Here is a 24434-nt window from a genome sequence, read left to right on the forward strand (position 1 = left end):
GCATGGGCCCGGAGCGTCCGTCGAGGCGGCGGCCGGCGACGCGTGTGGGAGCGGGTATGCCCCGACGCGATCAGGGCGCCGGCGCGGCGGCGGCGCGGGGCGCGGGCTCGGCCTCGCCCCGGAGCGCGCGCAGGATCCGCCCGGCCTGCCGGGCCATCCGGGCCGGCCCGTCGGGGAGCGGCCGGTCGTCGGGGTCGGTGATCTGCGCGCCGCCCATGCCGGCGTACATCGTGACCTTCAGGTCCTTGCCGATGGCGGCGTAGCGCGGCTCCCAGCCCACCGTCGAGACCACGAAGCGATCCTCGGGCGCCTCGAACATGGAGAGGCCGTCGGCGTACAGCGAGGCCGGGTGGCGCTCGCCGAGCAGCGAGAACAGCGTCGGCACCACGTCCACGTGGCTGGTGACCGCGTCGCGCACGCCGGCCGGCACGCCCGGCCCGAGCCACACCGCGGGCACGTGGATCTGCTCGTCGGTGACCGCCGAGCCGTGGCCGAGGTGCCCCTTCTGCCGGAACTCCTCGCCGTGGTCGCCGGTGAACACGACGAGCGGCTCGCGTCCGCGGGTCCGCGCGAAGTCGTCGAGGAACGCGTCCAGCGCGCGGTCGAGCGCGTGCGCCGCGTTCCGGGCGCGGTGCTCGATCTCCACGCCGGGCGCGCGGGTGGCCTTCAGGCCGCCGGCGCCGTCCCAGGCCGGCGCGAACACCTGGTCCTCGGGGTCGTGGAAGTAGTTGAAGTGGGTGCCGAAGAAGAAGAGGAACAGGAACACCGGGCGCGCCGGGTCGGCCCGCGCCGTGAAGGCGCGGGCGCTCCTCAGCATCTGGGCGTCGCGGGTGGACGGGTCGTTGCCGTCGCACCAGGTCTCGAGATCCGACACCCCGCCGAACACGGTCTTCTGCAGGTCCATCCAGTCCACGCAGGAGGCCGCGCTCACCTTCACCTGGTAGCCGTTCTCCTGCAGCGCCGGGAACAGCGTCGGCTGGCGCCCCGCGCCGACCACCGCCTCGAGCTTCTGCGCCTGGAGCCCGTACACGAGCGAGAAGAGCGTGTAGTTGGTGGAGCTGGCGGCGGCGTAGTGCCGGGTGAACCGCGCGCCGTGCTCGGCGCGCGCCCAGAGCCGCGGCATGGTGCGCGCGTCGAGGTGCTCGGCCGGCAGGCTCTCCGCCACCACGAACAGGACGTCGGGCCGGTGCTCGAAGCGGAGCTCGGCGGGGTCCACGCCGGCCGGCAGGCGCTTCGAGGCGTTCGCGCCCTCGAACGGATCGTTGGTGCGGTCGCCGAACACCGAGCGCGCCAGGCCCTGCATGCGGATGGGCACCTGGAGCGGCAGGGTGGTCGAGGCGGCGAACACCGAGGACCCGGCGAAGTAGGTGAGCCCGCCGCCGTAGACCCGCTCCGCCGCCGAGAGCAGCACGAGCGCGAGCGCCCACGGCCAGGCGCGGCGCGCCGGGGCCGCGAACCGGCGCACGAACCAGGCGCCGGCGAGGACGTCCACCGCCACCAGCGCGAGCGCACCCCCGAGGAACAGGAGCACGTCGGAGAGCGGCACGCCGGTCTCGCGGAGCGCGTTCGGCTGCAGCATGACCCGCAGGAAGAAGCCGTTCAGGTGGAAGCCGACCGACTGCAGCACCTTCGCGTCCACCGCCAGCCCGCCGGTGAGCAGCCCGGCCGCGGCCCCCACCGCGAAGCGGTAGGCGCGCGGGGCGAGCGAGAACGGCAGCGCCAGCGCGAACGCCACCAGCGCGAGCAGCAGCGCCTGCGGGAGGAAGGTGGGCCAGAGCCAGGCGCGGTACGGCGCGGGCGTGGCCTGGACGGCCTGCCCGATGGACGTCGCGTAGAGCGCGAGGAAGACGGGGACGTGGAGGAGCGCCCAGAGGAACGCCGGGAACCTGAGGCCGGACGGGCCCCCCCGCGGCGCGCCAGCGGGGTGCAGGAGCATCGGGCGCGGAACCTAGCACCGGCGGCTGCGCCACGCCAGCCAGCGCAGCGCCCGCGCCGGCGCCCGGGCCAGCCCCCCCGCCGCCCGGGGGAGGCGACGCAGCGGCGGCGCCGCGCCGGCCGGCAGCCGGAGCGTGAACTCGGCGCCGTGGCCGGGCCGGCTCTCCACCGTGACGGTGCCGCCGAGCGCGAGCGCCTCGCGGCGCGCGATCCACAGGCCGAGCCCGAGGCCGCCGTAGTGGCGGGCCGACACGGCGCGCGCGTAGCGGTCGAAGATGGCGGCGCGCCGCTCCGGCGGGATGCCGATGCCGTGGTCGCGCACCGAGAGCCGGGCCTGCGCGCCCTCGGCGCGGACCGTCACCTCGATCGGGCGCCCCTGGCCGTACTTGGCGGCGTTCGCGAGCAGGCTGGCGAGCGCGCGATCGACCCGCGTGCGATCCCAGCGCCCGCTCACCGGGCCCTCGGCGCGCACCGTGACGTCGCAGCGGGCGCGATCGAACAGCTCGCGGCGCGCGTCCACCGCGTCGTTCGCGAGCGAGCCGAGCTCCACCTCCTCGAGCGCGAGCGGCTCCGCGGCGGCGCGCGCGTCCACGAGCAGCCGCGAGACCAGCTCGGCGAGCCGTCGCGCGGCGCGGTCGGCGCGCGTGAGGTGGCCCTGCACGGGCTCGTCGCCGCGGCGTGTGGCCTCGCGCCCGGCGGCGCCCAGCTCCAGGAACAGCGCGGTGAGCGGCGTCTTCAGCTCGTGGGCGGCGAGGCCGAGGAACTCGTCGCGGGCGCGCAGCGCCGCCTCGGCCTGGGCGCGCCCGTCGCGGTCGGCCCGCGAGGCGCGGATCGCGCGGACCAGCGTCACCGAGGCGAGCGCGCCGCCCAGCACCGCCGCCGCGAGCGAGGCCCCGAACAGCACGCCGTCGTGGTCGCCGCCCGGCAGGAGCGTCTCGCCCCCGCCCAGGCCGAACGCGGCGAGCAGCGCCGTCTCGGCCGCGAACAGGGCGCACAGCCCGAACATGGCGAGCGCCGGCCACGCCTCCGGGCGCACCGCCGCCGCCACGGCGCGCGGGGTGGTGATCTGTCTTCCGGGGACGGCCTCGCCGTCCTCGCCGTTCCCCCGCCCCGGCTCGACCGTCTCCGGCCGCACCGGGCCCCGGCTCGCTGCGCTGCTGATCATCGGGGTCACCTCGAGCCCGCGCGGTCGCACGGCTCGACAAGAGCGGGCGGCAGAATACTCCCTGGAGCCGGGAGCGAAATTGCCCCCGCGGGTCGGCGCCCGCACGAGGAAGCCGCGGCGCGGACGCGCGCTCGCCCGCTCGGGCGCGCGAGCGGGGCGCGCGCCGGCGCTCGTCGTCGCCGTCAGCGAGGGGGCGGGGCGAGCCGCATCGCGAGCAGCGGGCGGCCGCAGCCGGGGCAGGTGGGATCGCCCGGCTCGTCGGAGAACAGCTCGCAGGCGGGGCAGTGGTGGCGCACCGCCGAGCCGCCGGTGCCGGGAGCGTCGTGCGGGTACATCGCCGCGAAGCCGCGCGCCAGCGCGGAGAAGTAGGCGTACCTCGCCTCGGGCGTGAGGTCGTCGGGCAGCGGCGCGCGGCGGAAGGTGCGCCCCGCGACCACCCAGGGCGCGCCGTCGCCGCGCGCGGCGGCGAGCGCCTCGGGGGTGCGCCGGGGCCAGGGGAGGTCGGTGAACCAGCGCGCGCGGAACGCCATCCACTCGGCGGGCGCGCGGACCTCGGCCAGCTCGGCCTGGAACGCCTCGAGGCGGGACATGAAGGCGGGCTCGAACGGCATGCGGGGCGATCTTGCGCCCGGGGCGCGCGCGGGACAAGAAGGGGTGCGCGCCGCCCGCGGCGGCGCCGGAGGATGCCATGGCCGACTCGCAGCGCCGCGTGTTCGACGATCGCTACCGGGAGGGCACGCCGCCCTGGGACATCGGGCGCCCGCAGGCCGAGCTGGTGGCGCTCGCGGAGGCGGGGGAGATCGTCGGCGACGTGCTCGACGTGGGCTGCGGCACCGGCGAGAACGCGCTCCACCTCGCCGCGCTCGGCAAGCGCGTCATGGGCGTGGACGGCTCGCCCACCGCCATCGCGCGCGCCCTCGAGAAGGCGGCCGCGCGCGGGTTGCAGGTGCCGTTCCTGGTGGCGGACGCGCTCGACCTGAAGGCGCTCCACCGGCGCTTCGAGACCGCGGTGGACTGCGGCCTGTTCCACGTGTTCGATCGCGCCGACCGGCGGACCTACGCGCAGTCGCTCACCGAGGTGCTCTCGCCCGGCTCGACGCTGCACCTGCTCTGCTTCTCCGACGAGGAGCCGCCCGGCCCCGGCCCGCACCGGATCTCGGAGTCCGACGTCCGCGACGCGTTCCGGTCGATCTTCGCGCTGACGCGCCTGCGCGAGGCGCGCTTCGAGCGGCTCGGCGCCGAGCCGGCGCGCGCCTGGCTCGCGACGCTGGTGCGGATCTAGGAACGGAACGGCCGCGCCCCCTCGCAGGAGCGCGGCCGCATTCACGTTCCGTGACGAGCCCACCTCACGCCCATGAGCGGGAGGGGCCCCAGCCGCAGGCTGGGGAGGGGCATCGCCCCTCTCCGCGGGGACCGCCTCGCGTGCCCGCGCATGCGGGCGCGAGCGGTCACGGGCCCCGCGGAGCAGGGGTGGGGCCCCGACGGCTCCGCCGGCGGGGCGGGGACGCAGTCCCCGCTAGAAGACCGTCCACTGCACCATGGCCTGCGGCGCGGACGACGTCTCCTCGAACGAGCCCAGGCTGTAGTAGTGCAGCCACCACTCGACGCCGACGTAGAGCTTGCCGGCCTTGCCGCCGAACGGCGCGAGCGCGTCCACGAGCAGCTGCGGCTGCGACCAGATCTCCACGCCGTTGTCCGACCCGGTGTAGAAGCCGCCCTCGTCCTTGAGGCCGTTCACGTCGATGAAGCCGGTGAACAGGAACGGCACCTTGCCGACCGTGAAGGGCACTGTCCAGAACGGCGACACCTGCCAGCCGTGCCGGTTGAAGTTGTCGTAGCGGTAGTACGCGTTGAGGCCGAGCACCCAGCCGGCCGGCACGGCGAAGTCGAGGCCGAGGCCGCCCATGTACGCGTAGAAGCCGGCGCCCTGGTTCACCTCGCCCGCGAAGCCCCAGTTCCGGATGACGCCGAACAGCGGCTCCTTCTGGCCGAGGAGCTGGTTCACGAACAGGCGCGGGTGCCACTCGACGTACGCGTCGGTCCACTGCGTGTCGTCGGCCTCGAAGCGGCCGCGCGACAGGTCGAAGAACGCGAAGTTGTCGCCGTACTCCCACGTCGAGAAGTGGTTCAGCGTGAGCGTGGTCTTGGTGCCGTCCTTCAGCTTGCCGGCGAACGAGGTGTCGATCGCCTTGTCGAAGTTCCAGCCCTGGAGGAGCTGGACGTTGGTGGTGGAGAAGCCGCCCGCGCGCGCCGCCGGAGCCGCGGCGACGAGGGCGAGCAGGAACGAGGCACGGAGGAGGCTGCGAAGGGTCATGCCGCGCCTTCTAGCCCACTCAAAGGGCAGACCGGAAGGGGCTTCTCAGCGCGCTCCCCCGTCGAACGGGACGACGTGCACCCGCTCGCCCGGCCGTCCATCCAGAACCTCGCGTGCCCGCTGGGGAATCCAGACGTTCGTCCCATCCAGCCGCGCGCCGGTGCGCACCGCCCGAAAGCGGGTCCGACCCTCGCCGCGGGTCACCGCGATCAGGCAGTCCTCGCCGCCGTGCAGCTCGCCGTCGAGCGGCTCGGGCGCGAGGCGCGCGCGGCGGTAGGCGCGCACGAGCGTGATGTCCGCGAGCGTCGCCTCGTAGTGCGGGCCGCCGTCGAACGGGTCGATGCGGTCGACGTAGCGGAAGCCGATCTTCTCGAGCATCCGCCGGACCGGCTCGGTGTCGGGACCCACCTTCCCGAGCAGGCGGCGGACCGCCGGCGGGAACAGCGTCGCGTACACGTCGGAGGGCGGGAAGAGCTGCTGGATGAACTCCTTGTTCTCGCGGCTCTTCTTGTCGGCCTCCTGGTAGTCGAGGTCGGTGAAGCGCTTGCCGAACGCCTCCCAGAACAGGCTGCGGCCGTCCTTCGTGAGCGGCGGCATGAGCTCGGCGAGGACGCGCTCGCGGAAGCGGTCGCGGAACATCGCCATGTAGAGGAAGCGCACGAACGCGAGCTGCTTGCCGGCGCGCGCTTCCCCGCCGCGCAGGCCCGGGTGCACCACCAGGCCGCCGATCTCGGTCGGGCCGTCGAAGTGGTAGCCGATGGAGAGGACCTGGTGCTTGAAGTGCCGGTCGATGGTGGACGAGTAGTGCTCGCGCTCGGACACGTCGAAGAACGTGCAGGGCGACTCGCGCGTGCCGTGCTGCGCGATGATCATCGAGGTGCCGACGATCCGCCGCGTGCGCGGCTCCTCCGCCACGAACACGTAGGCCCGCTCCAGCGGATCGCGGATCTTCCCGGCGAAGCTCCGCACCGAGCGATCGACGATCCCCGAGAGCGCGCGCTCGTCGTAGGGGAGGTTGACCGTGTTCAGCACCTTCGCCAGGGCGGCGAGCCCCGCGAGGTCCGTCTTCTGGGCGTCCCTGAGGAGCAGCATGCGGACCGGATCCGTGGCTGGAGGCGGGCCCGGGTCTAGCACGGGGCCAGGGGCCTGTCACGGAGCGCAACGGGCCCCGGGGAGGCGCCCGCCGGCCGCCGAGGCGCGGCGCTCCGGCGTTGAAAGCCAGGCCGGCGCGTGCCATGGAAGGACGCGTGCGGGCGGTGATCCAGCGGGTCTCGAGGGCCGAGGTGCGGGTGGGCGGCGCGGCCACCGGCGCGATCGGGCGCGGGCTGCTCGTCCTGCTGGGCGTGGCGCGCGACGACGGCGCCCCGGACGCGCGGCTGCTCGCCGACAAGATCGCCGCGCTGCGGATCTTCGAGGACGCGGCCGGCAAGATGAACCTGGCCGTCGCCGAGGTGGGCGGCGCGCTGCTGGTCGTGTCGCAGTTCACGCTGCTCGGCGACGCGCGCCGGGGGAACCGGCCCGGCTTCAGCGACGCGGCGCCGCCCGAGGCGGCGAACGCGCTCTACGAGTCGGTGTGCGGGATGCTCCGCGAGAAGGGGCTGCGCGTCGAGACCGGGGTGTTCCGCGCCGAGATGGAGGTCGAGCTGGTGAACGACGGCCCCGTCACCATCCTGCTCGACTCGCGGCGGCTGTTCTAGAGAGGGCGACCGATGAGCGAGTGCCTGTTCTGCAAGATCGTGCGGGGCGAGATCCCCGCCAAGCTGGTGCACCAGGACGCCGAAACGGTGGCGTTCGTGGACATCAACCCGCAGGCGCCCACGCACCTGCTCGTCATCCCGCGCAAGCACATCCCCACCGTGAACGAGCTCGCCGCCGAGGACGAGGCGCTCATGGGGAAGCTGTACCGGGTGGCGGCGGCGCTCGCGAAGGAGCGCGGGATCGACGGCTCCGGCTGGCGCGCGGTCGTGAACACGCACGGCGACGCCGGCCAGACCGTGTTCCACGTGCACCTGCACCTGCTGGGCGGCCGCCGCATGGGCTGGCCGCCCGGGTAGGCGAACTCACGATGGGTCAAGGCGCCGGCGCCGCGCCCTGGCGCGCCAGCCGGTTCGCCGCGGCCGCGGAGCGCGCGGCGCTCCCGAGCAGGAGCCGCGCCTGGTACAGGTCGCCGCGCGCGAGCGCCTCGCGCGCCGCGGCCAGGCTGCGCGCGCCGGCCTCGGCCTGCGCCGCCTCCTCCGCCGAGCCGCGCCGGCCGGCCTCGGCCCGCGCCGCCTCGAGCGCGGCCGCGTCCCCGGCCAGCGCCGCGTCCACCCCGCTCGCGTCCCCCGCCGCGAGCGCGCGCAGCGCGCCGTCCATGCGCTGCAGCGCCCCGCCGGTCGCCTGCGCGCGCTCCTCCGGCGAGCGGGCGGCGGCGTCGGCCTCGGCGGCGCGCCGGGCTCGCGCCTCCGCCAGCTCCTGCTCCACCGCGGCCGTGTGCGCCTCCGCCTCGGCGCCGGACGCGCGCAGCGCCTCGACCTCGGCCCGCAGCGCCTCCACCTGCGTCCGGAGCTGGTCCATCTCGGCCTGCGCCGCGATGGCGGCGCGCTCGGCCTGCGCCGCGACGGTGGCGCGCTCGGCCTGCGCCGCGGCGGCGGCGCGCTCGGCCTGCGCCGCGGCGGCGGCGCGCTCGGCTCGCCCCGCCGCGTCGTCGCGGGCCGGCGCGTCGGACCGGCGCTGCGCGTCGCCGTTGCCGGCTGCGCCCGGCTCCTCGGTCCCTTCGTACGGCCGCGGGCCCGCCGCCGGCGGCGCCGTCCCCTGCGCCGCGGACGCAGCCGGCGGAGCGGGCGAGGCGGCCTGCCCCGCGTCGCCACCCCGCTCCGGCGCCGCCTGCCCGAGCGCGAGGCCGAGCCCGAGCGCGATGGCCGGGAGCGCCGTCATGCCTCCACGATCGTGACGGCGGGCGGGGGCGACAACCGCATCCCCGCTTCCGCGGGGCGGCCCGCTCTGGCACGCTCGACCTCTTCGTCCCCGCCGAGGAGCCCTCGATGCCCGTCGTCCGCCCCCGCCGCAGCGCCCTGTACCTGCCCGGCTCCAACGCGCGCGCGCTCGAGAAGGCGCGCACGCTTCCCGCCGACGCGCTCATCCTCGACCTGGAGGACGCGGTGGCGCCCGCCGCCAAGGACGCCGCCCGCGCGCAGGTGGTGGCCGCGCTGGCGCAGGGCGGCTTCGGCCGGCGCGAGCGGGTGGTGCGCGTGAACGGGCTCGGCACGCCCTGGGGCGCGGCCGATCTGGCGGCGCTGGCCCGCGCCGGCGCCGACGCGATCTGCCTGCCGAAGGTGGAGCGCGCCGCCGAGGTGCACGCCGCGGTGCAGGCGCTCGCGGCCGGCCACGCGCCGGCCGGCCTCGCGCTCTGGTGCATGGTCGAGACGCCGCGCGGCGTGCTGGCGGCCGACGAGATCGCCGGCGCGTCGCCGCGGGTGGCGTGCCTGGTGGCCGGCACGAGCGACCTCGTGAAGGACCTGGGCGCGCGCCACACCGCCGGCCGGGCCGAGGTGCTCACCAGCCTGTCGCTCGTCCTGCTCGCCGCGCGCGCCCACGGCCTCGCCGCGCTGGACGGCGTGTTCCTCGACCTCGAGGACGCGGCGGGGCTGGAGGCCGCCTGCAGGCAGGGGCGGGACCTCGGCTTCGACGGCAAGACGCTCATCCACCCGAAGCAGCTCGAGGCGGCGAACCGCGCCTTCGCGCCGGACGACGCCGAGCTGGAGCGGGCGCGGCGGGTGATCGCGGCGCACGCCGAGGCCGAGGCGGCCGGGCTGGGCGTCACCGTGGTGGACGGGCGCCTGGTGGAGGCGCTGCACGTCGCGGCGGCGCGCCGGACCGTGGCGCTCGCCGAGGCCGTCGCGGCCGGGCACGGCGGGCCGGACCCGCACGGCCGGTGATCCAAGCGCGCGTGGATCCGGCGGAAAGCGGGTGGACACCCGCGCGCCCGTTTCCTACACTGTTCGACTCCCATGCGTGGCATTCGAGGCGCGACCCAGTGCTCGGCCAACACGGTCGAGGCGATCGAGGATGCGGTGAAGGAGCTGTGCCGCGAGATCACCTCGCGGAACCAGCTCGAGCCGCAGCAGATCGTATGGGCGATCTTCACCGTCACCCATGACCTCGACGCCGACTTCCCGGCGCGCGCCGCGCGCGTGCAGGGCTGGAACGCCGTCCCGATGATCTGCTCGCAGGAGATCCCGGTCCCCGGCTCGATGCCGCGGATCGTCCGGGTGCTGCTGCACGTGGACTCCGACGGTCCGCGCAACCACGTGTACCTGCGCGGCGCGCAGGCGCTCCGGCCCGACCTCCACGTGCGGCCGTGACCGGCGCGGCCGGGGAGCGGAGGCGAGCGTGAACGCGCAGACGAACAGGCCGCTCCCCGCGCTCCCGGGCCACCTGGGGGTGGTGGGGCTGGGCCTGATGGGCGCGTCGCTCGCCCGCGCCGCCCGCCGGGTGGACCGCGGCGTGCGCATCACCGCGGTGGAGCCGCGCGCCGAGGTCCGCGCCCGGGCGCTCGCCGACGGCGTGGCCGACCACGTCGCCGCCGCGCCGGACGCGGCGCTCGCCGGCTGCGGGGTGGTGGTGCTGTGCACGCCGGTCGCCACGATCGAGGCGCTGCTCGCGCCGGTGTCGGCGCTGCTCGCCGACGGCGCGGTGCTCACCGACGTGGGCGGCGCGAAGGAGCGGGTGGTGGCGCTGGCCCGCGAGCGGGTCCGCCCCGGCGTCGCGTTCGTGGGCGCGCACCCCATGTTCGGCGGCCACGGCGGCTACGACGGCGCCACCGCGGAGAAGTGGTCGGCGGGCGGCACGGTGGCGATCTGCACCGACGGCGATCCCGGCGCGGTGGACCGGGTGGCGGCGCTGCACCTCGCGCTCGGGGCGAAGGTCGAGCGCTGCACCGCCGCCGAGCACGACGCGGCGGTGGCGATGGTCTCGCACCTGCCCTACCTCGTCGCCTCGGCGCTCTCGGTGGCGGTGCGCGAGGCCGGCCCGCTCGCCATGCACCTCGCCGGCCCCGGCCTGAAGGACGCGACGCGCCTGGCCGAGTTCCCGTTCGACATCCAGGGCGAGGTGGCCCGGCGCAACGCCCACCTGCCGGAGGCGGCGCGCCGGCTGGAGCGGCACCTCGCCCGCCTCCTCGCCGCCATCGCCGAGTCGCCGGAGTCGGCGCGCTCGGCCCTCGAGGCGGCCCGCGCCGCACGGGAGGAGCTGTTTTGAGCGCTGCCCCGACCTCCGGACCCCTGACCTGCCGGCGCGCCGGCCCGCTCCGCGGCGCCATCGAGGTGCCCGGCGACAAGTCCATCTCGCACCGGAGCCTGCTCTTCGGCGCGCTGTCCACCGGCGAGACCCGCGTCACCGGGCTGCTCGACGCCGAGGACGTCCACTCCACCCGCAGGGCGGTGGAGGCGCTCGGCGCGACCGTGCGCGACGAGGGCGCCGAGGTGGTGGTGACGCCGCCCGCGACGCTGCGCGAGCCGGGCGACGTCATCGACTGCGGTAACTCCGGCACGAGCCTCCGGCTCCTCACCGGCGTGCTCTCCGGCGTGCCCGGCCTCTCGGTGCTCACCGGCGACGCCTCGCTGCGGCGCCGCCCGGTGCGGCGGGTGATCGACCCGCTGCGCGTGATGGGCGCGGACCTGTCCGCCCGCGACGGCGACCGGCTGCCGCCGGTGGTGGTCCGCGGCGGCCCGCTGCGCGGGGCGCGCCACCTGCTGCCGGTGGCGAGCGCGCAGGTGAAGAGCGCGCTCCTGCTCGCCGGCCTGTTCGCCGACGGCGAGACCGCGGTGGTCGAGCCGGAGAAGAGCCGCGATCACACCGAGCGCATGCTGCGCGGCATGGGCGTGCCGGTGCGGGTCTCGGGGCTGGAGGTGTCGGTCTCGGCGGCGCGGCCCGCCGGCGGCCGGGTGGACGTGCCCGGCGACATCTCCTCGGCGGCGTTCTTCCTGTGCGGCGCGGCGGCGCTCCCCGGCTCCGAGGTGACGGTCCGCAACCTGGGCGTGAACGAGACGCGCACCGGGCTGCTCGACGTGCTCCGGGCCATGGGCGCGGACGTGCGGCTGGCGGACCTCCGCGAGGTGGCGGGCGAGCCGCGCGCCGACGTGACCGTGCGCGCCGACCGCCTGGAGGGCACCGAGATCCGCGGCGCGACCATCCCGCGGCTCATCGACGAGCTGCCGGCGGTGATGGTGATGGCGACGCAGGCGCGCGGCCGGACGGTGATCCGCGACGCGAAGGAGCTCCGGGTGAAGGAGTCCGACCGCCTCGCCGCCATGGGCGAGACGCTGGCGCGCGCCGGCGCCCGCATCGAGCTGTTCGAGGACGGCTGCGCCATCGACGGCCCCACCCCGCTCCGCGGCGTCGAGGTCCGCACCCGGCTCGACCACCGCATCGCCATGGCCATGGCGGTCGCGCAGCTGTTCTGCGGCGGCGAGCCGGTGGTGCTCGACGACGTGGCCTGCGTCGCCACCAGCTTCCCGGGCTTCTTCCGGCTGCTCGACCAGGTGTCCGGCCCGGCGTCCGGCGGAGGCGCGCCGTGATCACCGGGCGGACCGCGCTCTACGGCGTCGTCGGCCACCCGGTGGCGCACAGCCGCTCGCCGGAGATGCAGAACGCGGCGTTCGCGAGGCTGGGCGTGGACGCGATCTACGTGGCGCTGCCGGTCGCGCCGGAGCGGATCGACGAGGCGCTGCGCGGCGCGCACGCGCTCGGCTTCCAGGGCCTGAACGTCACCGTCCCGCACAAGCCGCGCGCGGCCTCGCTCTGCCACGCGCTCGACCCGGTGGCGACCGCGGTGGGCGCCGCGAACACGCTGCGCCGGACCCGCGACGGCTGGGAGGGCTTCAACACCGACGCGCCCGCGTGCCGCTCGCTGCTCGAGGCGGCCGGGGTGGCGCGCGGGTCGCGCGCGCTGCTGGTGGGCGCGGGCGGCGCGGCGCGCGCGGCGGCCTGGGCGCTCGTCCAGCTCGGGACGGAGCTCCGGGTGGCGGCGCGCCGCGAGGAGGCCGCCGCCGAGCTGTGCCGCGACCTCGCCGCCGCGGTGCCCGGCGCCGACCTGGCCGCCGCCGACTTCGAGGACCTCGAGGCCGAGGCGGACGCCGCCGCGGTGGTGGTGAACGGCACGTCGGTGGGGCTGCCCGGGCACGAGGGCCGCCTGCCGCCGCTCCGCTTCCGCGCCGACCAGGTGGTGCTCGACTTCGTGTACGGGGACACCGACCTGGCCCGCGCCGCGCGCGCGGCCGGGGCCCGGCTGGTCAGCGGCGAGCAGGTGCTGGTGCGCCAGGGCGCGCTCGCGTTCACGATCTGGACCGGCCAGCCCGCCCCGGAGGCGGACATGGCCCGCGCGCTCGAGGCGCGCGAGGGAGCACGATGACACTTCGGTACCTGACCGCGGGCGAGTCGCACGGCCCGGCGCTGGTCGCCATCGCCGAGGGCTTCCCGGCGGGGCTGGCGGTGGACTTCGAGGCGGTGGACCGGGACCTGCGCCGCCGGCAGAAGGGCTACGGCCGCGGCGGCCGCATGAAGATCGAGACCGACGCGGCGCAGTTCCTGGCCGGGCTGCGCGGCGGGCTCACCACCGGCGCGCCCATCGCGCTCGCGGTCTGGAACAAGGACCACGAGAACTGGAAGGACCTCGTCTCCCCGTACGCCCGCGGCGGCAGGAAGTTCACCCAGGTCCGCCCCGGCCACGCCGATCTCGCCGGCGCGCTCAAGTACGGGCTCGACGACGCGCGCGACGTGCTGGAGCGGGCCAGCGCCCGGTCCACCGCGGTCACGGTGGCGCTCGGCGCGCTCGCGAAGGCGCTGCTCTCCACCCTGGGCGTGGAGGTGTGCTCGCGGGTGGTGGCCATCGGCCCGCGCGAGATCCGGCCCGACGCGCCGCCCACCCCGGCGCAGCGCGACGCCATCGAGGCCTCCGACCTGCACGTGGACGACGAGGCGCTCGCCGCCGAGTGGCGCGCGCTCATCGACGCGGAGAAGGCCCGCGGCGGCTCCATCGGCGGCGCCTTCGACGTGTACGCCACCGGGCTCCCCATCGGCGTCGGCAGCCACGTGCACCCGGACCGCCGCCTCGACGCGCGCCTGGCCGGCGCGCTCTGCGGCGTGCAGGCCATCCGCGCGGTGGAGATCGGCGACGGCACGCAGGTGGGCCGCCCCGGCTACGAGTTCCACGACGCCATCCACCACGACCCGGCGCGCGGCTTCTGGCGCGAGACGAACCGGGCCGGCGGGCTGGAGGGCGGCATGACCGACGGCATGCCGCTCCGCGTGCGCGCCTACATGAAGCCCATCCCCACCATGCTCCACCCGCTCGCCACCGTGGACCTCGCCACCCGCGCGGCCACCCAGGCGCGCTACGAGCGGAGCGACGTGTGCGCGGTGCCGGCCGCGGCGGTGGTGGGCGAGGCGGTGGTGGCCTGGGAGCTCGCGAACGCGCTGCTGGAGAAGTTCGGCGGCGACGCCGTCGAGGACGTGCGCCGGGCGGTGGAGGCGTATGCCGCTCGGATCCGCTGAGACGCTGGCGCTCACCGGGATGATGGGCTCGGGGAAGTCCACCGTGGCCCCGCTGCTGGCGCGCTGGCTGGGCCGGCGGCTGGTGCGGCTCGACGACGAGATCGTGCGCGCGGCGGGCAAGCCCATCGCGCGGGTGTTCGCCGAGGACGGCGAGGGGCGCTTCCGCGCGCTGGAGCGCGCCGCGGTGGCCGCGCTGCCGCCGGGCGCGGTGGCCGACCTGGGCGGCGGCGCGTTCTGCGACCCGCACGGCGCCGCGCGCCTGCTCGCCACCGCGCGGGTGGTGTTCCTCGACGTCTCGGCGCAGGAGGCCGCCCGCCGCATCGGCGAGGATCCGGCCCGCCCGCTCGCGGCGCGCTGGGAGGCGCTCCTCGCGCGCCGGCTGCCGCTCTACCGCCGCGCCCACCTCACCGTCCACGTGGACGGGCTGACGCCCGAGGCGGTGGCCCGGCGCGTCCTGGAGTCGCTATGAGCCCGACCCGCAAGCCCGCCGCTGCCTCCGAGGAACACGAGGCCGGCGCCGCGGTCACCGAGATCATCCCGGCGCGGCAGGGCGAGCACGCCTACGAGGTGCGCGTCGGCCCGGGCGCGGCGGCGGCGCTGCCCGCGCTCGCCGACGAGCACGACGCGGTGGCGCTCGTCTCCTGCCGCAAGGTGCTCTCGACGCCGTTCGGGAAGGACGTGCTCGCCCGGCTGCGTCGCGAGGCGCCGCTCGCGCTCGTGCACGCGCTCCCCGACGGCGAGGCGGGCAAGACGCTCGCCGAGCTGGAGCGGGCCGCGGCGAAGCTGCTCCGCGCCGGCGCCACGCGGCGGACGCTGGTGGTGGCGCTGGGCGGCGGCGCGGTGAGCGACGCGGCCGGCTTCCTCGCCGCGACGTACATGCGCGGCGTGCCCTGGGTGGCGGTGCCCACCACGCTGCTCGCCATGGTGGACGCCGCCATCGGCGGCAAGACCGCGGTGAACCTGCCGACCGCGAAGAACGCGGTGGGCGCGTTCCACCCGCCCGACGCGGTGCTGGCGGATCCCGCCGCGCTCCGCACCCTGCCGCGGCGCGAGCTCGCGAGCGGCCTCGGCGAGGTGCTGAAGTACGGGGCGCTCCAGCCGGCGCTGCTCGACGCGTTCGCCGCGCTCGGCGCCGCCGCGCCGGACCCGGCGGTGATCGCCACCTGCGCCCGCATGAAGGTGGACGTGGTGGCCGAGGATCCCACCGAGCACGGCCCCCGCAAGCTCCTCAACCTGGGCCACACCTTCGGCCACGGGGTGGAGGCGGCCGGGCGGTTCTCGCGGTACACGCACGGCGAGGCGGTCGCGGTGGGGCTCGCGTTCGCGTTCCGGCTGGCGGCGCGGATGGGCCGGGTGGACGGCGCGGCGGTGGCGCGGGTGGAGGGCGCCGTCGCCGGGGCCGGGCTGCCGGTCCGGGTCCCGCCGGCGATCGCGCGTGCCGCCGCGCGCCTGATGGCGTACGACAAGAAGCGGGCGGCGGGCGGGCTGCGCTGGGTGTTGCCGGCGGCGGTCGAGGACGGCTGGCGGGTGGAGTGGGACGTCGAGGCGGAGCCCGCGGCGGTCGAGGCGGCGGTGGCGGAGATCTCGGAGGCGCGGGCGGGCGGCCGCGCCGCGCGGAGGGCGCGATGATCCTGGTCGTCAACGGTCCGAACCTGAACCTGCTGGGCGAGCGCGAGCCGGACGTGTACGGGCGCAGCACGCTCGGGGACGTGGAGCTGCTCGTCCGCGACGCCTGCGCGGCCTGGGACGTCGAGGTGAAGGCGTTCCAGTCGAACCACGAGGGCGCGATCATCGACTTCCTGCAGGAGCACCGGAAGCAGGCGCGCGGGATCATCCTGAACGCCGGGGCGCTCACGCACACGAGCTACGCGCTGCACGACTGCCTGAAGGCGATGCCCGCGCCGGCGGTGGAGGTGCACATCTCCAACATCCACCAGCGCGAGGCGTTCCGGCACGTGAGCGTCATCGCCCCCGCCTGCCGCGGGCAGATCGTGGGCCTGGGGATCCGCGGGTACCTGCTCGCGGCGGAGTGGCTCTGCGCCGAGATCGGCGCGCAGCCGCGCGTCGCCGCGGACCGCAAGAAGCCGAGCCCGTAGCCGGCGCCGGTGCCCAGGGTCGCCGTCCTCCTCCCCGCGCGCGACGCCGCCCGCACCGTGCGCGCGGCGGCCGTGTCGATCCTGCGCCAGACCGAGCGCGACCTCTCGCTCGTCTGCGTGGACGACGGCTCGCGCGACGCCACCGCCGAGGTGCTGGAGCGGCTCGCGGCGCGCGACCGGCGGGTGCGCCTGCTGCGCGGGCCGGGCGAGGGGATCGCCGGGGCGCTGCAGCGGGGCCTCGCCGCCTGCGACGCCGAGGTGGTGGCGCGGATGGACGCGGACGACGTGGCCCACCCGCGCCGGCTCGCGCTCCAGCTCGACGCGCTCCGCGCCGATCCGTCGCTCGCCGCGCTGGGCGGGCGGGTCCGGCTGTTCCCGCGCACGGCGGTGCGCCCGGGCATGGCGCGCTACGCGGCGTGGCTGAACGGGCTCGTCACGCCCGCGCTGGTGGAGCGCGACCTGCTGGTGGAGGCGCCGCTCGTCCACCCCGCGGCCGCGATCCGGCGCGACGCACTGGAGCGCGCCGGGGGCTGGCGCGACGGCCCGTTCCCGGAGGACTACGACCTGTGGCTGCGCCTCTCGGCCGCCGGCGGGCGGCTCGGCAACCTCTCCGCGCCGGTGCTCGCCTGGCGCGAGTCGGCCGGGCGGCTCACCCGCACCGACCCCCGCTACGCGCTCGCCCGCCACGTGGCGCTGAAGTGCGCGCACCTCGCCCGCCACGTGCTCGGCGGCGCGCGGGAGGTGGCGCTGTGGGGGGCCGGCGAGACCGGCCGTGCCTTCTCCGACGCGCTCCGTGCCGAGGGGATCGCGACCGCCGCGTTCGTCGAGGTCGATCGCAGGAAGATCGGCCGCACCGTGCGCGGGGCGCGGGTCGTCTCGTACGAGGAGGTGGGCCGGCTCCGCGGGCTGCCGCTGCTCGTGGCGGTGGGCGCGCCCGGCGCGCGCGAGCTCATCCGCGCCGAGCTGGCCCGCGCCGGCTTCGAGGAGCTGGCCGACTTCCGCTGCGTCGCCTGAGAGCACGTGAACCCATCCCCTCCCGTCGCCGCGGCGGCCGATCCGCGTCGCATCGCGTCGTTGCTCCTCCCTCACATGCCTCGGGGCATGCTCGGTCGTCGCGCCTCGCGCTGCTCACGTCTCGACCGCCTGGCTCGGTCCGGGGATGGATTCACGCGCTCTGAGCTACCCGCCGTCCTTCTTGAGCTGCTCGGCGAGGTAGTTCTGCACGCCGATCTGGTCGATGGCGGTGAGCTGCGTCTCGAGCCAGTTCGCGTGCTCCTCCTCGCCCTCCAGGATGTCCTCGAGCAGGTCGGCGGAGCCGTTGTCGCCGGCGTTCCGGCAGGTCTCGATGCCGCGGTTGAGCGCGCCGATGGCGTGCTTCTCGAGGTCGAGGTCCGCCGCCAGGATCTCGGGCACGTTCTCGCCGATGTTGACCTTCGAGAGCTTCTGCACGTTCGGCATGCCCTCGAGGTAGAGGATGCGCTCGATCAGGTGGTCGGCGTCCTTCATCTCGTCGATCGACTCGGCCCGGAACTTCGCGTACAGGCGGTCGTAGCCCCAGTTCTCGCAGATGCGGGCGTGCAGGAAGTACTGGTTGATGGCGGTGAGCTCGTTCATGAGGACCTCGCTCAGCACGTCGAGGACCTTGGCGTCGCCCTTCATCGCTCCTCCGTTCGTGTCCGGGTCCGGCGCCGGCCGGCGCACGAAGCCTAGCGGCGGGGAGCGCGCGTGGCTCGGGCGAGCCCCAACTGAGCGTCACCGGAGGCGGCGGCGCCGCGACGATCAGGCGGCGTCGCGCCGCGGGGCCGGCTGGGCGCGGGCGCAAGCGGGGGCGGCTGCGGCGCCGCCGGCGTGCACCTTGGCGAGGGCGGCCACGCAGCAGCGGCAGGCGGTGCCCGCGCCGGTCTCGGCGATCACCTGGCGGAGCGAGGCGCCCTCGGCCGCGCGCCGCCGGACCAGCGTGTCGGAGACGTTGAAGCACAGGCAGACGATCATGCCCGGCCCCACCCGCGCGGCAGCGGGCCGGCCGCGCCGGCGCGGCAGGCGGCGCAGCAGCCGAACAGGCGCAGGCGCGGCGCGCGCACCTCGAAGCCGTTCCGGGAGGCGGCGGAGGCCGCCAGCGCGCGGAGATCGGGGTCGATGGCCACCACCGCGCCGCAGCGCGTGCAGACGAGCGCGCAGGAGGGCTCGGGGGTGGCGGAGGAGGGGACGGGATCGCGGGGAGGGTGCACCGGGGCTCCGGAGATGATGTTGAGAATGACTCTCACTATCATGGGCTCGGCCCGGCGTCATGACGCCCATCAAGCGGGGGCCGGAATCGTGTCGGCCGGGCAGGGAGGCGCCCGGCCCGGCGCGCCGGCGGCGCGTTGCGGGCCGGGGGCCGGACGGTCTAGGGTCCCGGAAACGTGCCGGATTCCTTCGACCTGGGCGCCTTCCGCCGCGATCTCACCCGCCGGACGGCCGACGCGGTGCACGCGCTGCGCTCCCGCATCGGGTCCGAGACCCTGTACGGCTTCGCGCTGTTCACGAGCGGGGAGCGGGACTTCGCCTGGGTGCGCGCCTCGGCCAACACCGAGGACGCGCTCACCCGGCGCGCGGCCGCCGCCGCCGCGCTGGACCCGCGCTTCCGGGGCGAGGCCGGGCGGCGCCTGCTGCGCTGGTCGGCCCCGGACTGGGAGTACCACGACTTCGCGCCGGAGGTCCGCGGGCTGGCGGTGCCGCCGCCCGAGGGCCGGCGCCCCACGCTCGACCCGGCGCTGTACGACGCGTTCGTGGGCGCGCTGAAGGCGGTGGACCGGGCCGGGCTGTTCGGCCGCGGCGCGGATCGCGCCTTCCTCACCGTGAACATCCTCTGCGACCACGCCTCCCCGGCGTTCTTCCGGCGCGGGCTCCGCGTGCTCAACCCGGTGCCCACGGCGGAGCGCCACCTGCACGAGACCGCCGCCGCGCCGTTCGTCCGGTGCGTGAACCGCGCCCCGCGCCGCGAGCGGATGCGCATCTGGCTGGCGCTGTACGAGGACCTCTACATGGAGTGGCGCACCCCCATCGCCGAGGAGGCGCGGGCGCGGGGGCTGAGCCCGTGGGAGGTGGAGGAGGAGCTGGCGCGCTTCGGGCCGAAGGTGGTGCCGGCGCTCATCGACCTCCTCGCGCACTACGGCTTCGCGGCGCCCATCGACCACAACCGCGGCTTCGAGACGCGCGAGGTGTGGCTGGCCGGCTCGGCGCTGTTCCTGGTGCGCCGCATCGGGATGGTGGCGGAGGCGGAGATCGCGCGGCTGCAGCGGCTGGTGGGCGACTTCGCCGAGCGCGATCGCCGCCTGCGGGTCGCGTCCACCCTCGCCGAGAACACCGCCCGCGTGCTCCACGAGCTCCGCCCGCGCCGGTTCCCGCCCTCCGAGATGGACCCACTCACCTGCAAGCTGACGAACCCCGAGCCGTTCCTGCTGCGGCGGCCTTGACCTGCCCGCGCCGTGGCATAGTGCGCCTCCGCGCATGACCGACCGACGCCGCCGAGCCCGCCCCGCCGCCCCACGCCCGCCGCCGCACGACCGCCACGTCCTGTACGAGCGCGCCGTCCAGCACGCGGACAGCGAGCTCGACCTGGTGGACCGGGCGGTGCGACGCGGCGGGGGGACGCCGCGCCGGCTGCGCGAGGACTTCAGCGGCACGGCGCTGCTCTCCGCGGCCTGGGTCCGCCGCGGCCGGGGTCGCAGCGCGGTGGCGGTGGACCTCGACGCCGCGGTGCACGACTGGGCGCGCGCCCACCGGGTGCCCGGCCTGGGCGCGGCCGCGGCGCGGCTGCGGCTGGTGGAGGCCGACGTGCGGGAGGGGCCGCCGGGGCCGTTCGACGCGGTGATCGCGTTCAACTTCAGCTACGGCGTGCTCCAGACGCGCGAGGCGCTCGGCGCCTACCTGGCGGCGGCGGCCGGCGCGCTGGCGCCCCGCGGCGCGCTCCTCCTCGACGCGTACGGCGGCTGGGACGCCGAGAAGGAGCTGGTGGAGCGGCGGCGCATCGGCGGCGGCGTGAGCTACGTGTGGGAGCAGGAGTCGTTCGATCCCATCACCCGACGGGTCCGCTGCGCCATCCACTTCGAGCTGCCCGGCGGCCGGCGCCTGCGCCGCGCGTTCACCTACGACTGGCGGCTCTGGACCGTCCCGGAGCTCACCGAGCTGGTGCGCGAGGCGGGGCTCGAGCCGGAGGTGCTGTGGGACGTGGCGCCGAGGGGCGCGACCCGGTACGTGCCGCGCCGCTCCGCCTCGAACCAGGGCGGGTGGATCGCGTACGTGGTGGGGCGGCGGCGGCCCTAGCGCTCCGGCGGCGGCCCGACCAGCGCAGCCTCGATCGCGCGGAAGTCCTCGGGCGGCTCCGCCTCGAACACCATGCGCGCGCCGGTGGCCGGGTGCGGCAGCTCGAGTCGCGTCGCGTGCAGCATCACCCGCGGCACCGCCACCTCCCCGACCCGGCGCGGCCCGCCGTAGCGCGCGTCGCCGAGCAGCGGCGCGCCGAGCGCGGCGAGGTGCACGCGGATCTGGTGGGTGCGGCCGGTCTCCGGGCGGGCCTCCACCCGCGCGCCGCCCGGCGCTTCACGCAGGGTGCGATAGCGGGTGGCGGCCGGGTCGCCGGCCGGATCGACGCGGCGCAGGCCCGGGCGCGCCGGGTCCTTGCCGAGCGCGAGCGCGACGCGGCCCTCCGCGGGCGAGGGCGCGCGGGCGCAGAGCGCGAGGTAGGTCTTCTCCGGCGTGCCGGTGCGGAACGCCTCGGCGAGCGCCGCGGCGGCGTCGCGGGTGCGCGCGAACACCGTCACGCCGGAGGTCTCCCGGTCGAGCCGGTGCACCAGCGTCACCGGCGCGCCGAGCAGCGCCGAGACCAGCTCGGGCAGGGCGCCGCGATCGGTCGTGAGCGTCGGCTGCGCCGGGACGCCGGCGGGCTTGTCCACCGCGCACAGGTCCGCGTCGGCGTAGAGCAGCCGCTCCCGGCCCAGCGCGGCCAGCGCCGGCGCGGCGCGGCCGCCCTCCTCGAGGTTCACCACCACCTGCTGGCCGGGGGTGAGCGTGCGGCCCGCCACCTTGCAGCGGCGCCCGTCCACGAACACGCCGCCCGCCTCGATGGCGCGCCGCGCCAGGCCGCGCGAGATCCCGCCGCGCGCGGCGATGAACCGGTCGATCCGCTCGTACCGATCGGCGTCCGGCACGAGCAGGGTCAGGCGGCGCACGGTGGTTGGGGGCGCGGCTAGGCGGCCGACTTGTTGGCCGGGCAGCTCGCGCAGGCCTCGGACTTCGGCTCGGCCTTCTTCTCCGGCTTCCGGTCCGGGGTGATCGCGGCGGCGCTCTTCCCGCCGTAGTCGGTGATGTAGAAGCCCGAGCCCTTGAACGCGAACGCGCTCGCGGACATCAGCTTCCGCACCTTCGAGCCGCACACCTCGTGCACCTGCAGCGCCGGATCCGACATCTTCTGCAGGGCGTCGAACCTCCCGCACTTGGGGCACTCGTACTCGTAGATGGGCATCGCGAAGAATCTCCAGCCCGGAACGTAAAGTCCGGGGTCCTTCTGTCAAGCGATCGGCCGTCCAGCGGGACGGCGCGGGGCGCGCGCGGCGGGCCGGTGGCGATCCGCGCGCCGTGCTAAGTACCCGGGCGCCGGACCGATCCGCGACGGCGGCCGCGGCGGAGGTGCCTTTCTATCATGGACGCGCAGGAGAGGGATCGGCTGGCGGGCGAGCTGGATGCGCTGGCCACGGCGCTCGAGGAGGCGCGCGGGCGCCACGCCGCCGGCCTGGACGCCGAGCCGTCGCTCGCGCCGCTGTTCGCGGCGCACTCGGAGGCGGCGCACCGGCGCACGGTGGACGCGCTCCGGGAGGCCGGCGAGGAGGCGCTCGCCGCACGGGTGGCGGCGCTCCGCGCCGGGCGGGCGGCCGCGGCGGGCGAGGAGGCCTGGCGCGCGGCGGAGGCCGCGGCGCGCGGGCGGGGGCCGGACGGCGAGGCGCCGCTCGCGACCCTGGAGCTGGCGGCGCTGCGCGAGCGGGACCGCGAGCGCCGGCTGGCGCTGGCGCGGGCCGCGGCGGCGGCGCTCGAGCCGGCGGCGGCGCACCGCGAGGCGGCCTGCGAGGCGGCAGCGCGGGCGCGCGCCGAGGTGGGCCACGCGCCCGACTGGCGGGTGGTGGTGGAGGGCGACCAGCTCCTCGCCGCCTCCGACGACGCCTGGCGCGACGTGCTCGCGTACCGGGCCCGCGCCGAGCTCGCGCTCGCGCCGCTCCCCTCCGGCGACCTCGCCCGCGCCGACCTCCTGCACCTCGCCGCGCTGGCGCGCTGGGACGGCCTGTTCCGCGCCGGGATGCTCCCGGTCGCGCTGAAGCTCACGCTCGAGCCGCTCGGCCTCGACGGCCGGGCGCGGGTGGACGCGGCGGAGCGCCCGGCGCAGTGGCCGGGCGTGCACGTGCACGGGGCGCGCATCTCCTTCCGCCCCCGCGGCGGGGCCGGCGACTGGCAGGATCTCGCCGAAGGGGTGGGGCGCGCGCTCGGGGCAGCGGCGGCGCCGCCGCACCGGCGCGATCCGGTGCTCGGCGCGGCGCTGGGGTGGCTGCTCGGCTCGTTGCTCTTCGAGCCGCGCTGGCTCGCCGACCGCGCCGGCGTGGAAAGGCGGCAGGCGGCGGACGTGGTGCGGGACCTCGCGCTGCGGCGCCTGCTCGCGCTCCGCGCACGCGCAGGGGCGCTGCGCGTCGCGACCGAGGTGGAGCGCGGGCTCTCCGGCGCGCGCTGGCGCGAGGCGTACGTCGAGGCGATGGAGGGGGCGACCGGCGCCCGCTGGGAGGGCGTGCGCGCCGCGCGCGACGCGGACGCCGCGGCGCACGCGGCCGCGCTGCGAGGGGCGGACGCCGGCGAGCGGCTCCGGCGCGACCTGCGCGAGCGGCTCGACGAGGACTGGTGGCGCAATCCGCGGGCGGCCGCGCTGCTCGCTGGCCTGCTCGCGGCGGGGGCGCTGCCCCCGGAGCCCGGAGACGCGACGCCCGCGCCGGGGGACGCGGCGCGGGCGCTGGCGGCGCGGCTGGAAGGGAAGGCGCCCTAGAAGCCCTTCTTGCGGAGCGCGCGGATGATCTTCTCCTTGGCGCGCGACGGGGCGGCGGCGGCCGGCGCCCGGACCGGCGCCGTCGCCGGCGCGGCGGCCTGCTCGCGCGCCCGCCACTTCATGTACGCCTCGATCTCGTAGGAGAGGACCTCGATCTCGAGGTCGCTCAGCCCCTCGGCGCTGCGCTCGAGGGGCGCCGCCCGGGGCGGGGCCGCACCGAGGCGCATCCGCATGACGCGCTCCTCCTCCGGCGTCAGCTCGCGCGCCGGGCCGCGCCGAAGCGCCGCCTGGGCAGAGCCCTCCGTCACGACCGCCGTGGTGCCCTTCTTCTTCGTCTCCATGCGGGCCATCGTAGGCGCCGCCCAGGGCGTGTCCATTTTTCGAAGGACGCCGGCCTCCCCTCCGCCCGTCCAGCCAAGCCCTCGCGATTCCGGTCGATTTCGCGCTGGACCCCCTACGTTCCGGACGGGTTGCCCGCGGCCCGCCTCCGGACCCAGAGTCGTTGCGGGCGCGCCGCCTCCGGACCCAGAGTAGTTGAAGCGGGCGGGGAGCCGTGGGGCCGGCGGACGCTGGTCACCCCCCAAGGAGGCTGCGATGGCGGACTGGCGGGAGAACCTGATCGAGCGCGACGAGGACATCCGGAGGCTGCTCGCGCCGGTGCGGCGCGTGGCGGTGCTCGGCATCAAGACCGAGGCCCAGTCCGATCAGGCCGCCTTCTACGTGCCGCGCTACCTGAAGGACGCGGGCGTCGAGGTGGTGCCGGTCCCGGTGTACTACCCGGAGGTGAAGACCATCCTCGGCGCGCCGGTCTACCGGACCGTCGCCGCCATCCCGGGCACGGTGGACCTGGTGAACGTCTTCCGGCGCCCGGCCGACGTCCCGGCCCACGTGGACGACCTGGTCGCGAAGCGGCCGGCGGTGGTCTGGCTCCAGCTCGGGATCCGCAACGACGTCGCGGCCGAGGCGCTCGCGAGGGCCGGGATCCGGGTGGTCCAGGATCGCTGCCTGATGGTGGAGTGGCGCAGGCTCGGGCCGGCCGAGCATTGAGCGCGGACCGGCCCGGCCCCGGGACTACGGCGCGAGCGGGATCGAGATCTCCTCCAGCACCGTCACCGCGCGCGGCGCGCTCGCTGCCCGGACGACGTCCGCCGGCGGGTTCGACATCCGCAGCGTGAACGCGGCGAGCAGCGCGACCGCCAGCACCAGCACGCCGTAGCCCTCGACCGACTCCAGCTTCGCCATGGCGACCCCCGATCGACCTCGACATCGATTGTACGGCCGGGCCGCAAGTTCATTTCAGGCCGCTCCGTCGCAGGCCCAGCCAAGGCGGGG

Annotated in this window: 30 protein-coding genes; 17 read left to right on the forward strand and 13 right to left on the reverse strand. The window is 76.7% G+C overall.

Translation table 11 applies throughout. The features are described 5' to 3' along the window. Window positions 1-70: 70 nt before the first annotated feature. The 3 genes from ANAEK_RS00905 to ANAEK_RS00915 all read right to left on the reverse strand — a co-directional run bounded on the left by ANAEK_RS00905 (window position 71) and on the right by ANAEK_RS00915 (window position 3711). A complete protein-coding gene (locus ANAEK_RS00905; protein WP_012524262.1) occupies window positions 71-1936 on the reverse strand; it encodes a sulfatase-like hydrolase/transferase in 1866 nt (621 codons plus the stop codon). A 12-nt stretch (window positions 1937-1948) separates the two neighbouring features. After that, window positions 1949-3100 (reverse strand): sensor histidine kinase KdpD, encoded by a 1152-nt coding sequence (locus ANAEK_RS00910; RefSeq protein WP_012524263.1) that lies wholly within the window; start codon window positions 3098-3100, stop codon window positions 1949-1951. Window positions 3101-3282: 182 nt separating this feature from the next. Further along, entirely contained in the window at window positions 3283-3711 is a 429-nt protein-coding gene (locus ANAEK_RS00915) for a hypothetical protein (RefSeq protein ID WP_012524264.1), read from the reverse strand. Between the two features lie 77 nt (window positions 3712-3788). Here ANAEK_RS00915 and ANAEK_RS00920 point away from each other — a divergent pair, with 77 nt between their 5' ends. Next, window positions 3789-4382: a class I SAM-dependent methyltransferase gene (locus ANAEK_RS00920; RefSeq protein ID WP_012524265.1), complete on the forward strand. Its 594-nt coding sequence runs from the start codon at window positions 3789-3791 to the stop codon at window positions 4380-4382. Between the two features lie 234 nt (window positions 4383-4616). Here ANAEK_RS00920 and ANAEK_RS00925 read toward each other — a convergent pair whose 3' ends face one another. Both ANAEK_RS00925 and ANAEK_RS00930 read right to left on the reverse strand, forming a co-directional pair. Continuing rightward, on the reverse strand, window positions 4617-5414 hold the full coding sequence (locus ANAEK_RS00925; RefSeq protein ID WP_012524266.1) for an ion channel protein Tsx: 798 nt from the start codon (window positions 5412-5414) through the stop codon (window positions 4617-4619). A 45-nt stretch (window positions 5415-5459) separates the two neighbouring features. Beyond that, window positions 5460-6506, reverse strand: coding sequence for an arginine N-succinyltransferase (locus ANAEK_RS00930; RefSeq protein ID WP_012524267.1), 1047 nt, complete (start codon window positions 6504-6506; stop codon window positions 5460-5462). A 155-nt stretch (window positions 6507-6661) separates the two neighbouring features. Between ANAEK_RS00930 and dtd the strand changes: the two genes are divergently transcribed. Further along, the gene (dtd, locus tag ANAEK_RS00935) at window positions 6662-7111 is read left to right on the forward strand and encodes a D-aminoacyl-tRNA deacylase (protein WP_198137455.1); all 450 of its coding nucleotides are present in this window, start codon (window positions 6662-6664) and stop codon (window positions 7109-7111) included. A 12-nt stretch (window positions 7112-7123) separates the two neighbouring features. Further along, window positions 7124-7468 (forward strand): histidine triad nucleotide-binding protein, encoded by a 345-nt coding sequence (locus ANAEK_RS00940; RefSeq protein WP_012524269.1) that lies wholly within the window; start codon window positions 7124-7126, stop codon window positions 7466-7468. Window positions 7469-7484: 16 nt separating this feature from the next. Here the strand turns inward: ANAEK_RS00940 and ANAEK_RS00945 are convergent, their stop codons facing one another. After that, entirely contained in the window at window positions 7485-8330 is an 846-nt protein-coding gene (locus tag ANAEK_RS00945) for a hypothetical protein (RefSeq protein WP_012524270.1), read from the reverse strand. 107 nt (window positions 8331-8437) lie between these two features. On the opposite strand from ANAEK_RS00945, the gene ANAEK_RS00950 reads away from it, so the two are divergent. The 10 genes from ANAEK_RS00950 (at window position 8438) to ANAEK_RS00995 (ending at window position 17056) form a co-directional block, all read left to right on the forward strand. After that, entirely contained in the window at window positions 8438-9331 is an 894-nt protein-coding gene (locus ANAEK_RS00950; protein ID WP_012524271.1) for a CoA ester lyase, read from the forward strand. Window positions 9332-9403: 72 nt separating this feature from the next. Beyond that, window positions 9404-9757 carry a chorismate mutase gene (gene aroH, locus ANAEK_RS00955; protein WP_012524272.1) on the forward strand — a complete coding sequence of 118 codons (354 nt, stop codon included), beginning with the start codon at window positions 9404-9406 and terminating at the stop codon, window positions 9755-9757. A 28-nt stretch (window positions 9758-9785) separates the two neighbouring features. Then, the gene (locus ANAEK_RS00960) at window positions 9786-10652 is read left to right on the forward strand and encodes a prephenate dehydrogenase (protein ID WP_012524273.1); all 867 of its coding nucleotides are present in this window, start codon (window positions 9786-9788) and stop codon (window positions 10650-10652) included. Beyond that, a complete protein-coding gene (gene aroA / locus ANAEK_RS00965) occupies window positions 10649-11971 on the forward strand; it encodes a 3-phosphoshikimate 1-carboxyvinyltransferase (RefSeq protein WP_012524274.1) in 1323 nt (440 codons plus the stop codon). The genes ANAEK_RS00960 and aroA overlap by 4 nt, the downstream gene beginning before the upstream one ends. Further along, complete coding sequence (locus tag ANAEK_RS00970; protein WP_012524275.1) at window positions 11968-12804, forward strand: shikimate dehydrogenase (NADP+); 837 nt, start codon at window positions 11968-11970, stop codon at window positions 12802-12804. Before aroA ends, ANAEK_RS00970 begins: the two co-directional genes overlap by 4 nt. Next, a complete protein-coding gene (gene aroC / locus ANAEK_RS00975) occupies window positions 12801-13946 on the forward strand; it encodes a chorismate synthase (protein ID WP_012524276.1) in 1146 nt (381 codons plus the stop codon). Before ANAEK_RS00970 ends, aroC begins: the two co-directional genes overlap by 4 nt. Beyond that, window positions 13927-14415, forward strand: coding sequence for a shikimate kinase (locus ANAEK_RS00980; RefSeq protein ID WP_012524277.1), 489 nt, complete (start codon window positions 13927-13929; stop codon window positions 14413-14415). Before aroC ends, ANAEK_RS00980 begins: the two co-directional genes overlap by 20 nt. Beyond that, window positions 14412-15575, forward strand: a complete 1164-nt coding sequence (locus ANAEK_RS00985) for a 3-dehydroquinate synthase family protein (RefSeq protein ID WP_012524278.1) — start codon at window positions 14412-14414, stop codon at window positions 15573-15575. Before ANAEK_RS00980 ends, ANAEK_RS00985 begins: the two co-directional genes overlap by 4 nt. Beyond that, on the forward strand, window positions 15572-16042 hold the full coding sequence (aroQ, locus tag ANAEK_RS00990) for a type II 3-dehydroquinate dehydratase (RefSeq protein WP_012524279.1): 471 nt from the start codon (window positions 15572-15574) through the stop codon (window positions 16040-16042). Before ANAEK_RS00985 ends, aroQ begins: the two co-directional genes overlap by 4 nt. 9 nt (window positions 16043-16051) lie before the next feature. Continuing rightward, a complete protein-coding gene (locus tag ANAEK_RS00995) occupies window positions 16052-17056 on the forward strand; it encodes a glycosyltransferase (RefSeq protein ID WP_012524280.1) in 1005 nt (334 codons plus the stop codon). Between the two features lie 165 nt (window positions 17057-17221). On the opposite strand, the gene bfr is transcribed toward ANAEK_RS00995, so the two are convergent. From bfr to ANAEK_RS01010, 3 genes are all read right to left on the reverse strand, one after another. Next, window positions 17222-17701 carry a bacterioferritin gene (gene bfr / locus ANAEK_RS01000; protein ID WP_012524281.1) on the reverse strand — a complete coding sequence of 160 codons (480 nt, stop codon included), beginning with the start codon at window positions 17699-17701 and terminating at the stop codon, window positions 17222-17224. A gap of 120 nt (window positions 17702-17821) precedes the next feature. After that, entirely contained in the window at window positions 17822-18034 is a 213-nt protein-coding gene (locus ANAEK_RS01005) for a bacterioferritin-associated ferredoxin (protein ID WP_041454003.1), read from the reverse strand. Continuing rightward, on the reverse strand, window positions 18031-18270 hold the full coding sequence (locus tag ANAEK_RS01010) for a hypothetical protein (protein ID WP_012524282.1): 240 nt from the start codon (window positions 18268-18270) through the stop codon (window positions 18031-18033). Before ANAEK_RS01010 ends, ANAEK_RS01005 begins: the two co-directional genes overlap by 4 nt. Before the next feature lie 174 nt (window positions 18271-18444). Here ANAEK_RS01010 and ANAEK_RS01015 point away from each other — a divergent pair, with 174 nt between their 5' ends. Further along, the gene (locus tag ANAEK_RS01015; protein WP_012524283.1) at window positions 18445-19497 is read left to right on the forward strand and encodes a DUF4303 domain-containing protein; all 1053 of its coding nucleotides are present in this window, start codon (window positions 18445-18447) and stop codon (window positions 19495-19497) included. Between the two features lie 34 nt (window positions 19498-19531). After that, entirely contained in the window at window positions 19532-20347 is an 816-nt protein-coding gene (locus ANAEK_RS01020) for a class I SAM-dependent methyltransferase (protein WP_012524284.1), read from the forward strand. Here ANAEK_RS01020 and ANAEK_RS01025 read toward each other — a convergent pair. Both ANAEK_RS01025 and ANAEK_RS01030 read right to left on the reverse strand, forming a co-directional pair. Next, window positions 20344-21252, reverse strand: coding sequence for an RluA family pseudouridine synthase (locus tag ANAEK_RS01025; protein ID WP_012524285.1), 909 nt, complete (start codon window positions 21250-21252; stop codon window positions 20344-20346). The genes ANAEK_RS01020 and ANAEK_RS01025 overlap by 4 nt on opposite strands. Before the next feature lie 17 nt (window positions 21253-21269). After that, entirely contained in the window at window positions 21270-21545 is a 276-nt protein-coding gene (locus tag ANAEK_RS01030; protein ID WP_012524286.1) for an FmdB family zinc ribbon protein, read from the reverse strand. A gap of 177 nt (window positions 21546-21722) precedes the next feature. Here ANAEK_RS01030 and ANAEK_RS01035 point away from each other — a divergent pair, with 177 nt between their 5' ends. Further along, the gene (locus ANAEK_RS01035) at window positions 21723-23102 is read left to right on the forward strand and encodes a hypothetical protein (RefSeq protein WP_012524287.1); all 1380 of its coding nucleotides are present in this window, start codon (window positions 21723-21725) and stop codon (window positions 23100-23102) included. Here the strand turns inward: ANAEK_RS01035 and ANAEK_RS01040 are convergent. Then, entirely contained in the window at window positions 23099-23443 is a 345-nt protein-coding gene (locus tag ANAEK_RS01040) for a hypothetical protein (RefSeq protein ID WP_041454005.1), read from the reverse strand. The genes ANAEK_RS01035 and ANAEK_RS01040 overlap by 4 nt on opposite strands. Window positions 23444-23696: 253 nt before the next feature. Between ANAEK_RS01040 and ANAEK_RS01045 the strand changes: the two genes are divergently transcribed. After that, complete coding sequence (locus ANAEK_RS01045; protein ID WP_012524289.1) at window positions 23697-24149, forward strand: CoA-binding protein; 453 nt, start codon at window positions 23697-23699, stop codon at window positions 24147-24149. Window positions 24150-24173: 24 nt separating this feature from the next. Here ANAEK_RS01045 and ANAEK_RS23090 read toward each other — a convergent pair whose 3' ends face one another. Beyond that, window positions 24174-24344, reverse strand: coding sequence for a hypothetical protein (locus ANAEK_RS23090; RefSeq protein WP_012524290.1), 171 nt, complete (start codon window positions 24342-24344; stop codon window positions 24174-24176). Between the last annotated feature and the right edge of the window lie 90 nt (window positions 24345-24434).

The sequence above is a fragment of the Anaeromyxobacter sp. K genome (assembly GCF_000020805.1).
GTDB lineage: Bacteria > Myxococcota > Myxococcia > Myxococcales > Anaeromyxobacteraceae > Anaeromyxobacter > Anaeromyxobacter dehalogenans.

Excerpts from the sequence above, each read along its gene's own strand:
- ANAEK_RS00945 (WP_012524270.1), bottom strand. The coding sequence starts at position 8,330 with ATGACGGCGCTCCCGGCCATCGCGCTCGGGCTCGGCCTCGCGCTCGGG.
- ANAEK_RS01020 (WP_012524284.1), top strand. The coding sequence starts at position 19,532 with ATGACCGACCGACGCCGCCGAGCCCGCCCCGCCGCCCCACGCCCGCCG.
- ANAEK_RS01045 (WP_012524289.1), top strand. The coding sequence starts at position 23,697 with ATGGCGGACTGGCGGGAGAACCTGATCGAGCGCGACGAGGACATCCGG.
- ANAEK_RS00940 (WP_012524269.1), top strand. The coding sequence starts at position 7,124 with ATGAGCGAGTGCCTGTTCTGCAAGATCGTGCGGGGCGAGATCCCCGCC.
- ANAEK_RS01005 (WP_041454003.1), bottom strand. The coding sequence starts at position 18,034 with ATGATCGTCTGCCTGTGCTTCAACGTCTCCGACACGCTGGTCCGGCGG.
- ANAEK_RS00930 (WP_012524267.1), bottom strand. The coding sequence starts at position 6,506 with ATGCTGCTCCTCAGGGACGCCCAGAAGACGGACCTCGCGGGGCTCGCC.
- ANAEK_RS01035 (WP_012524287.1), top strand. The coding sequence starts at position 21,723 with ATGGACGCGCAGGAGAGGGATCGGCTGGCGGGCGAGCTGGATGCGCTG.
- ANAEK_RS00915 (WP_012524264.1), bottom strand. The coding sequence starts at position 3,711 with ATGCCGTTCGAGCCCGCCTTCATGTCCCGCCTCGAGGCGTTCCAGGCC.
- aroH (WP_012524272.1), top strand. The coding sequence starts at position 9,404 with ATGCGTGGCATTCGAGGCGCGACCCAGTGCTCGGCCAACACGGTCGAG.
- ANAEK_RS01030 (WP_012524286.1), bottom strand. The coding sequence starts at position 21,545 with ATGCCCATCTACGAGTACGAGTGCCCCAAGTGCGGGAGGTTCGACGCC.
- ANAEK_RS00980 (WP_012524277.1), top strand. The coding sequence starts at position 13,927 with ATGCCGCTCGGATCCGCTGAGACGCTGGCGCTCACCGGGATGATGGGC.
- ANAEK_RS00920 (WP_012524265.1), top strand. The coding sequence starts at position 3,789 with ATGGCCGACTCGCAGCGCCGCGTGTTCGACGATCGCTACCGGGAGGGC.
- ANAEK_RS00910 (WP_012524263.1), bottom strand. The coding sequence starts at position 3,100 with ATGATCAGCAGCGCAGCGAGCCGGGGCCCGGTGCGGCCGGAGACGGTC.
- ANAEK_RS00985 (WP_012524278.1), top strand. The coding sequence starts at position 14,412 with ATGAGCCCGACCCGCAAGCCCGCCGCTGCCTCCGAGGAACACGAGGCC.
- ANAEK_RS00950 (WP_012524271.1), top strand. The coding sequence starts at position 8,438 with ATGCCCGTCGTCCGCCCCCGCCGCAGCGCCCTGTACCTGCCCGGCTCC.
- aroC (WP_012524276.1), top strand. The coding sequence starts at position 12,801 with ATGACACTTCGGTACCTGACCGCGGGCGAGTCGCACGGCCCGGCGCTG.
- ANAEK_RS01040 (WP_041454005.1), bottom strand. The coding sequence starts at position 23,443 with ATGGAGACGAAGAAGAAGGGCACCACGGCGGTCGTGACGGAGGGCTCT.
- ANAEK_RS00905 (WP_012524262.1), bottom strand. The coding sequence starts at position 1,936 with ATGCTCCTGCACCCCGCTGGCGCGCCGCGGGGGGGCCCGTCCGGCCTC.
- ANAEK_RS23090 (WP_012524290.1), bottom strand. The coding sequence starts at position 24,344 with ATGGCGAAGCTGGAGTCGGTCGAGGGCTACGGCGTGCTGGTGCTGGCG.
- bfr (WP_012524281.1), bottom strand. The coding sequence starts at position 17,701 with ATGAAGGGCGACGCCAAGGTCCTCGACGTGCTGAGCGAGGTCCTCATG.
- aroQ (WP_012524279.1), top strand. The coding sequence starts at position 15,572 with ATGATCCTGGTCGTCAACGGTCCGAACCTGAACCTGCTGGGCGAGCGC.
- ANAEK_RS00925 (WP_012524266.1), bottom strand. The coding sequence starts at position 5,414 with ATGACCCTTCGCAGCCTCCTCCGTGCCTCGTTCCTGCTCGCCCTCGTC.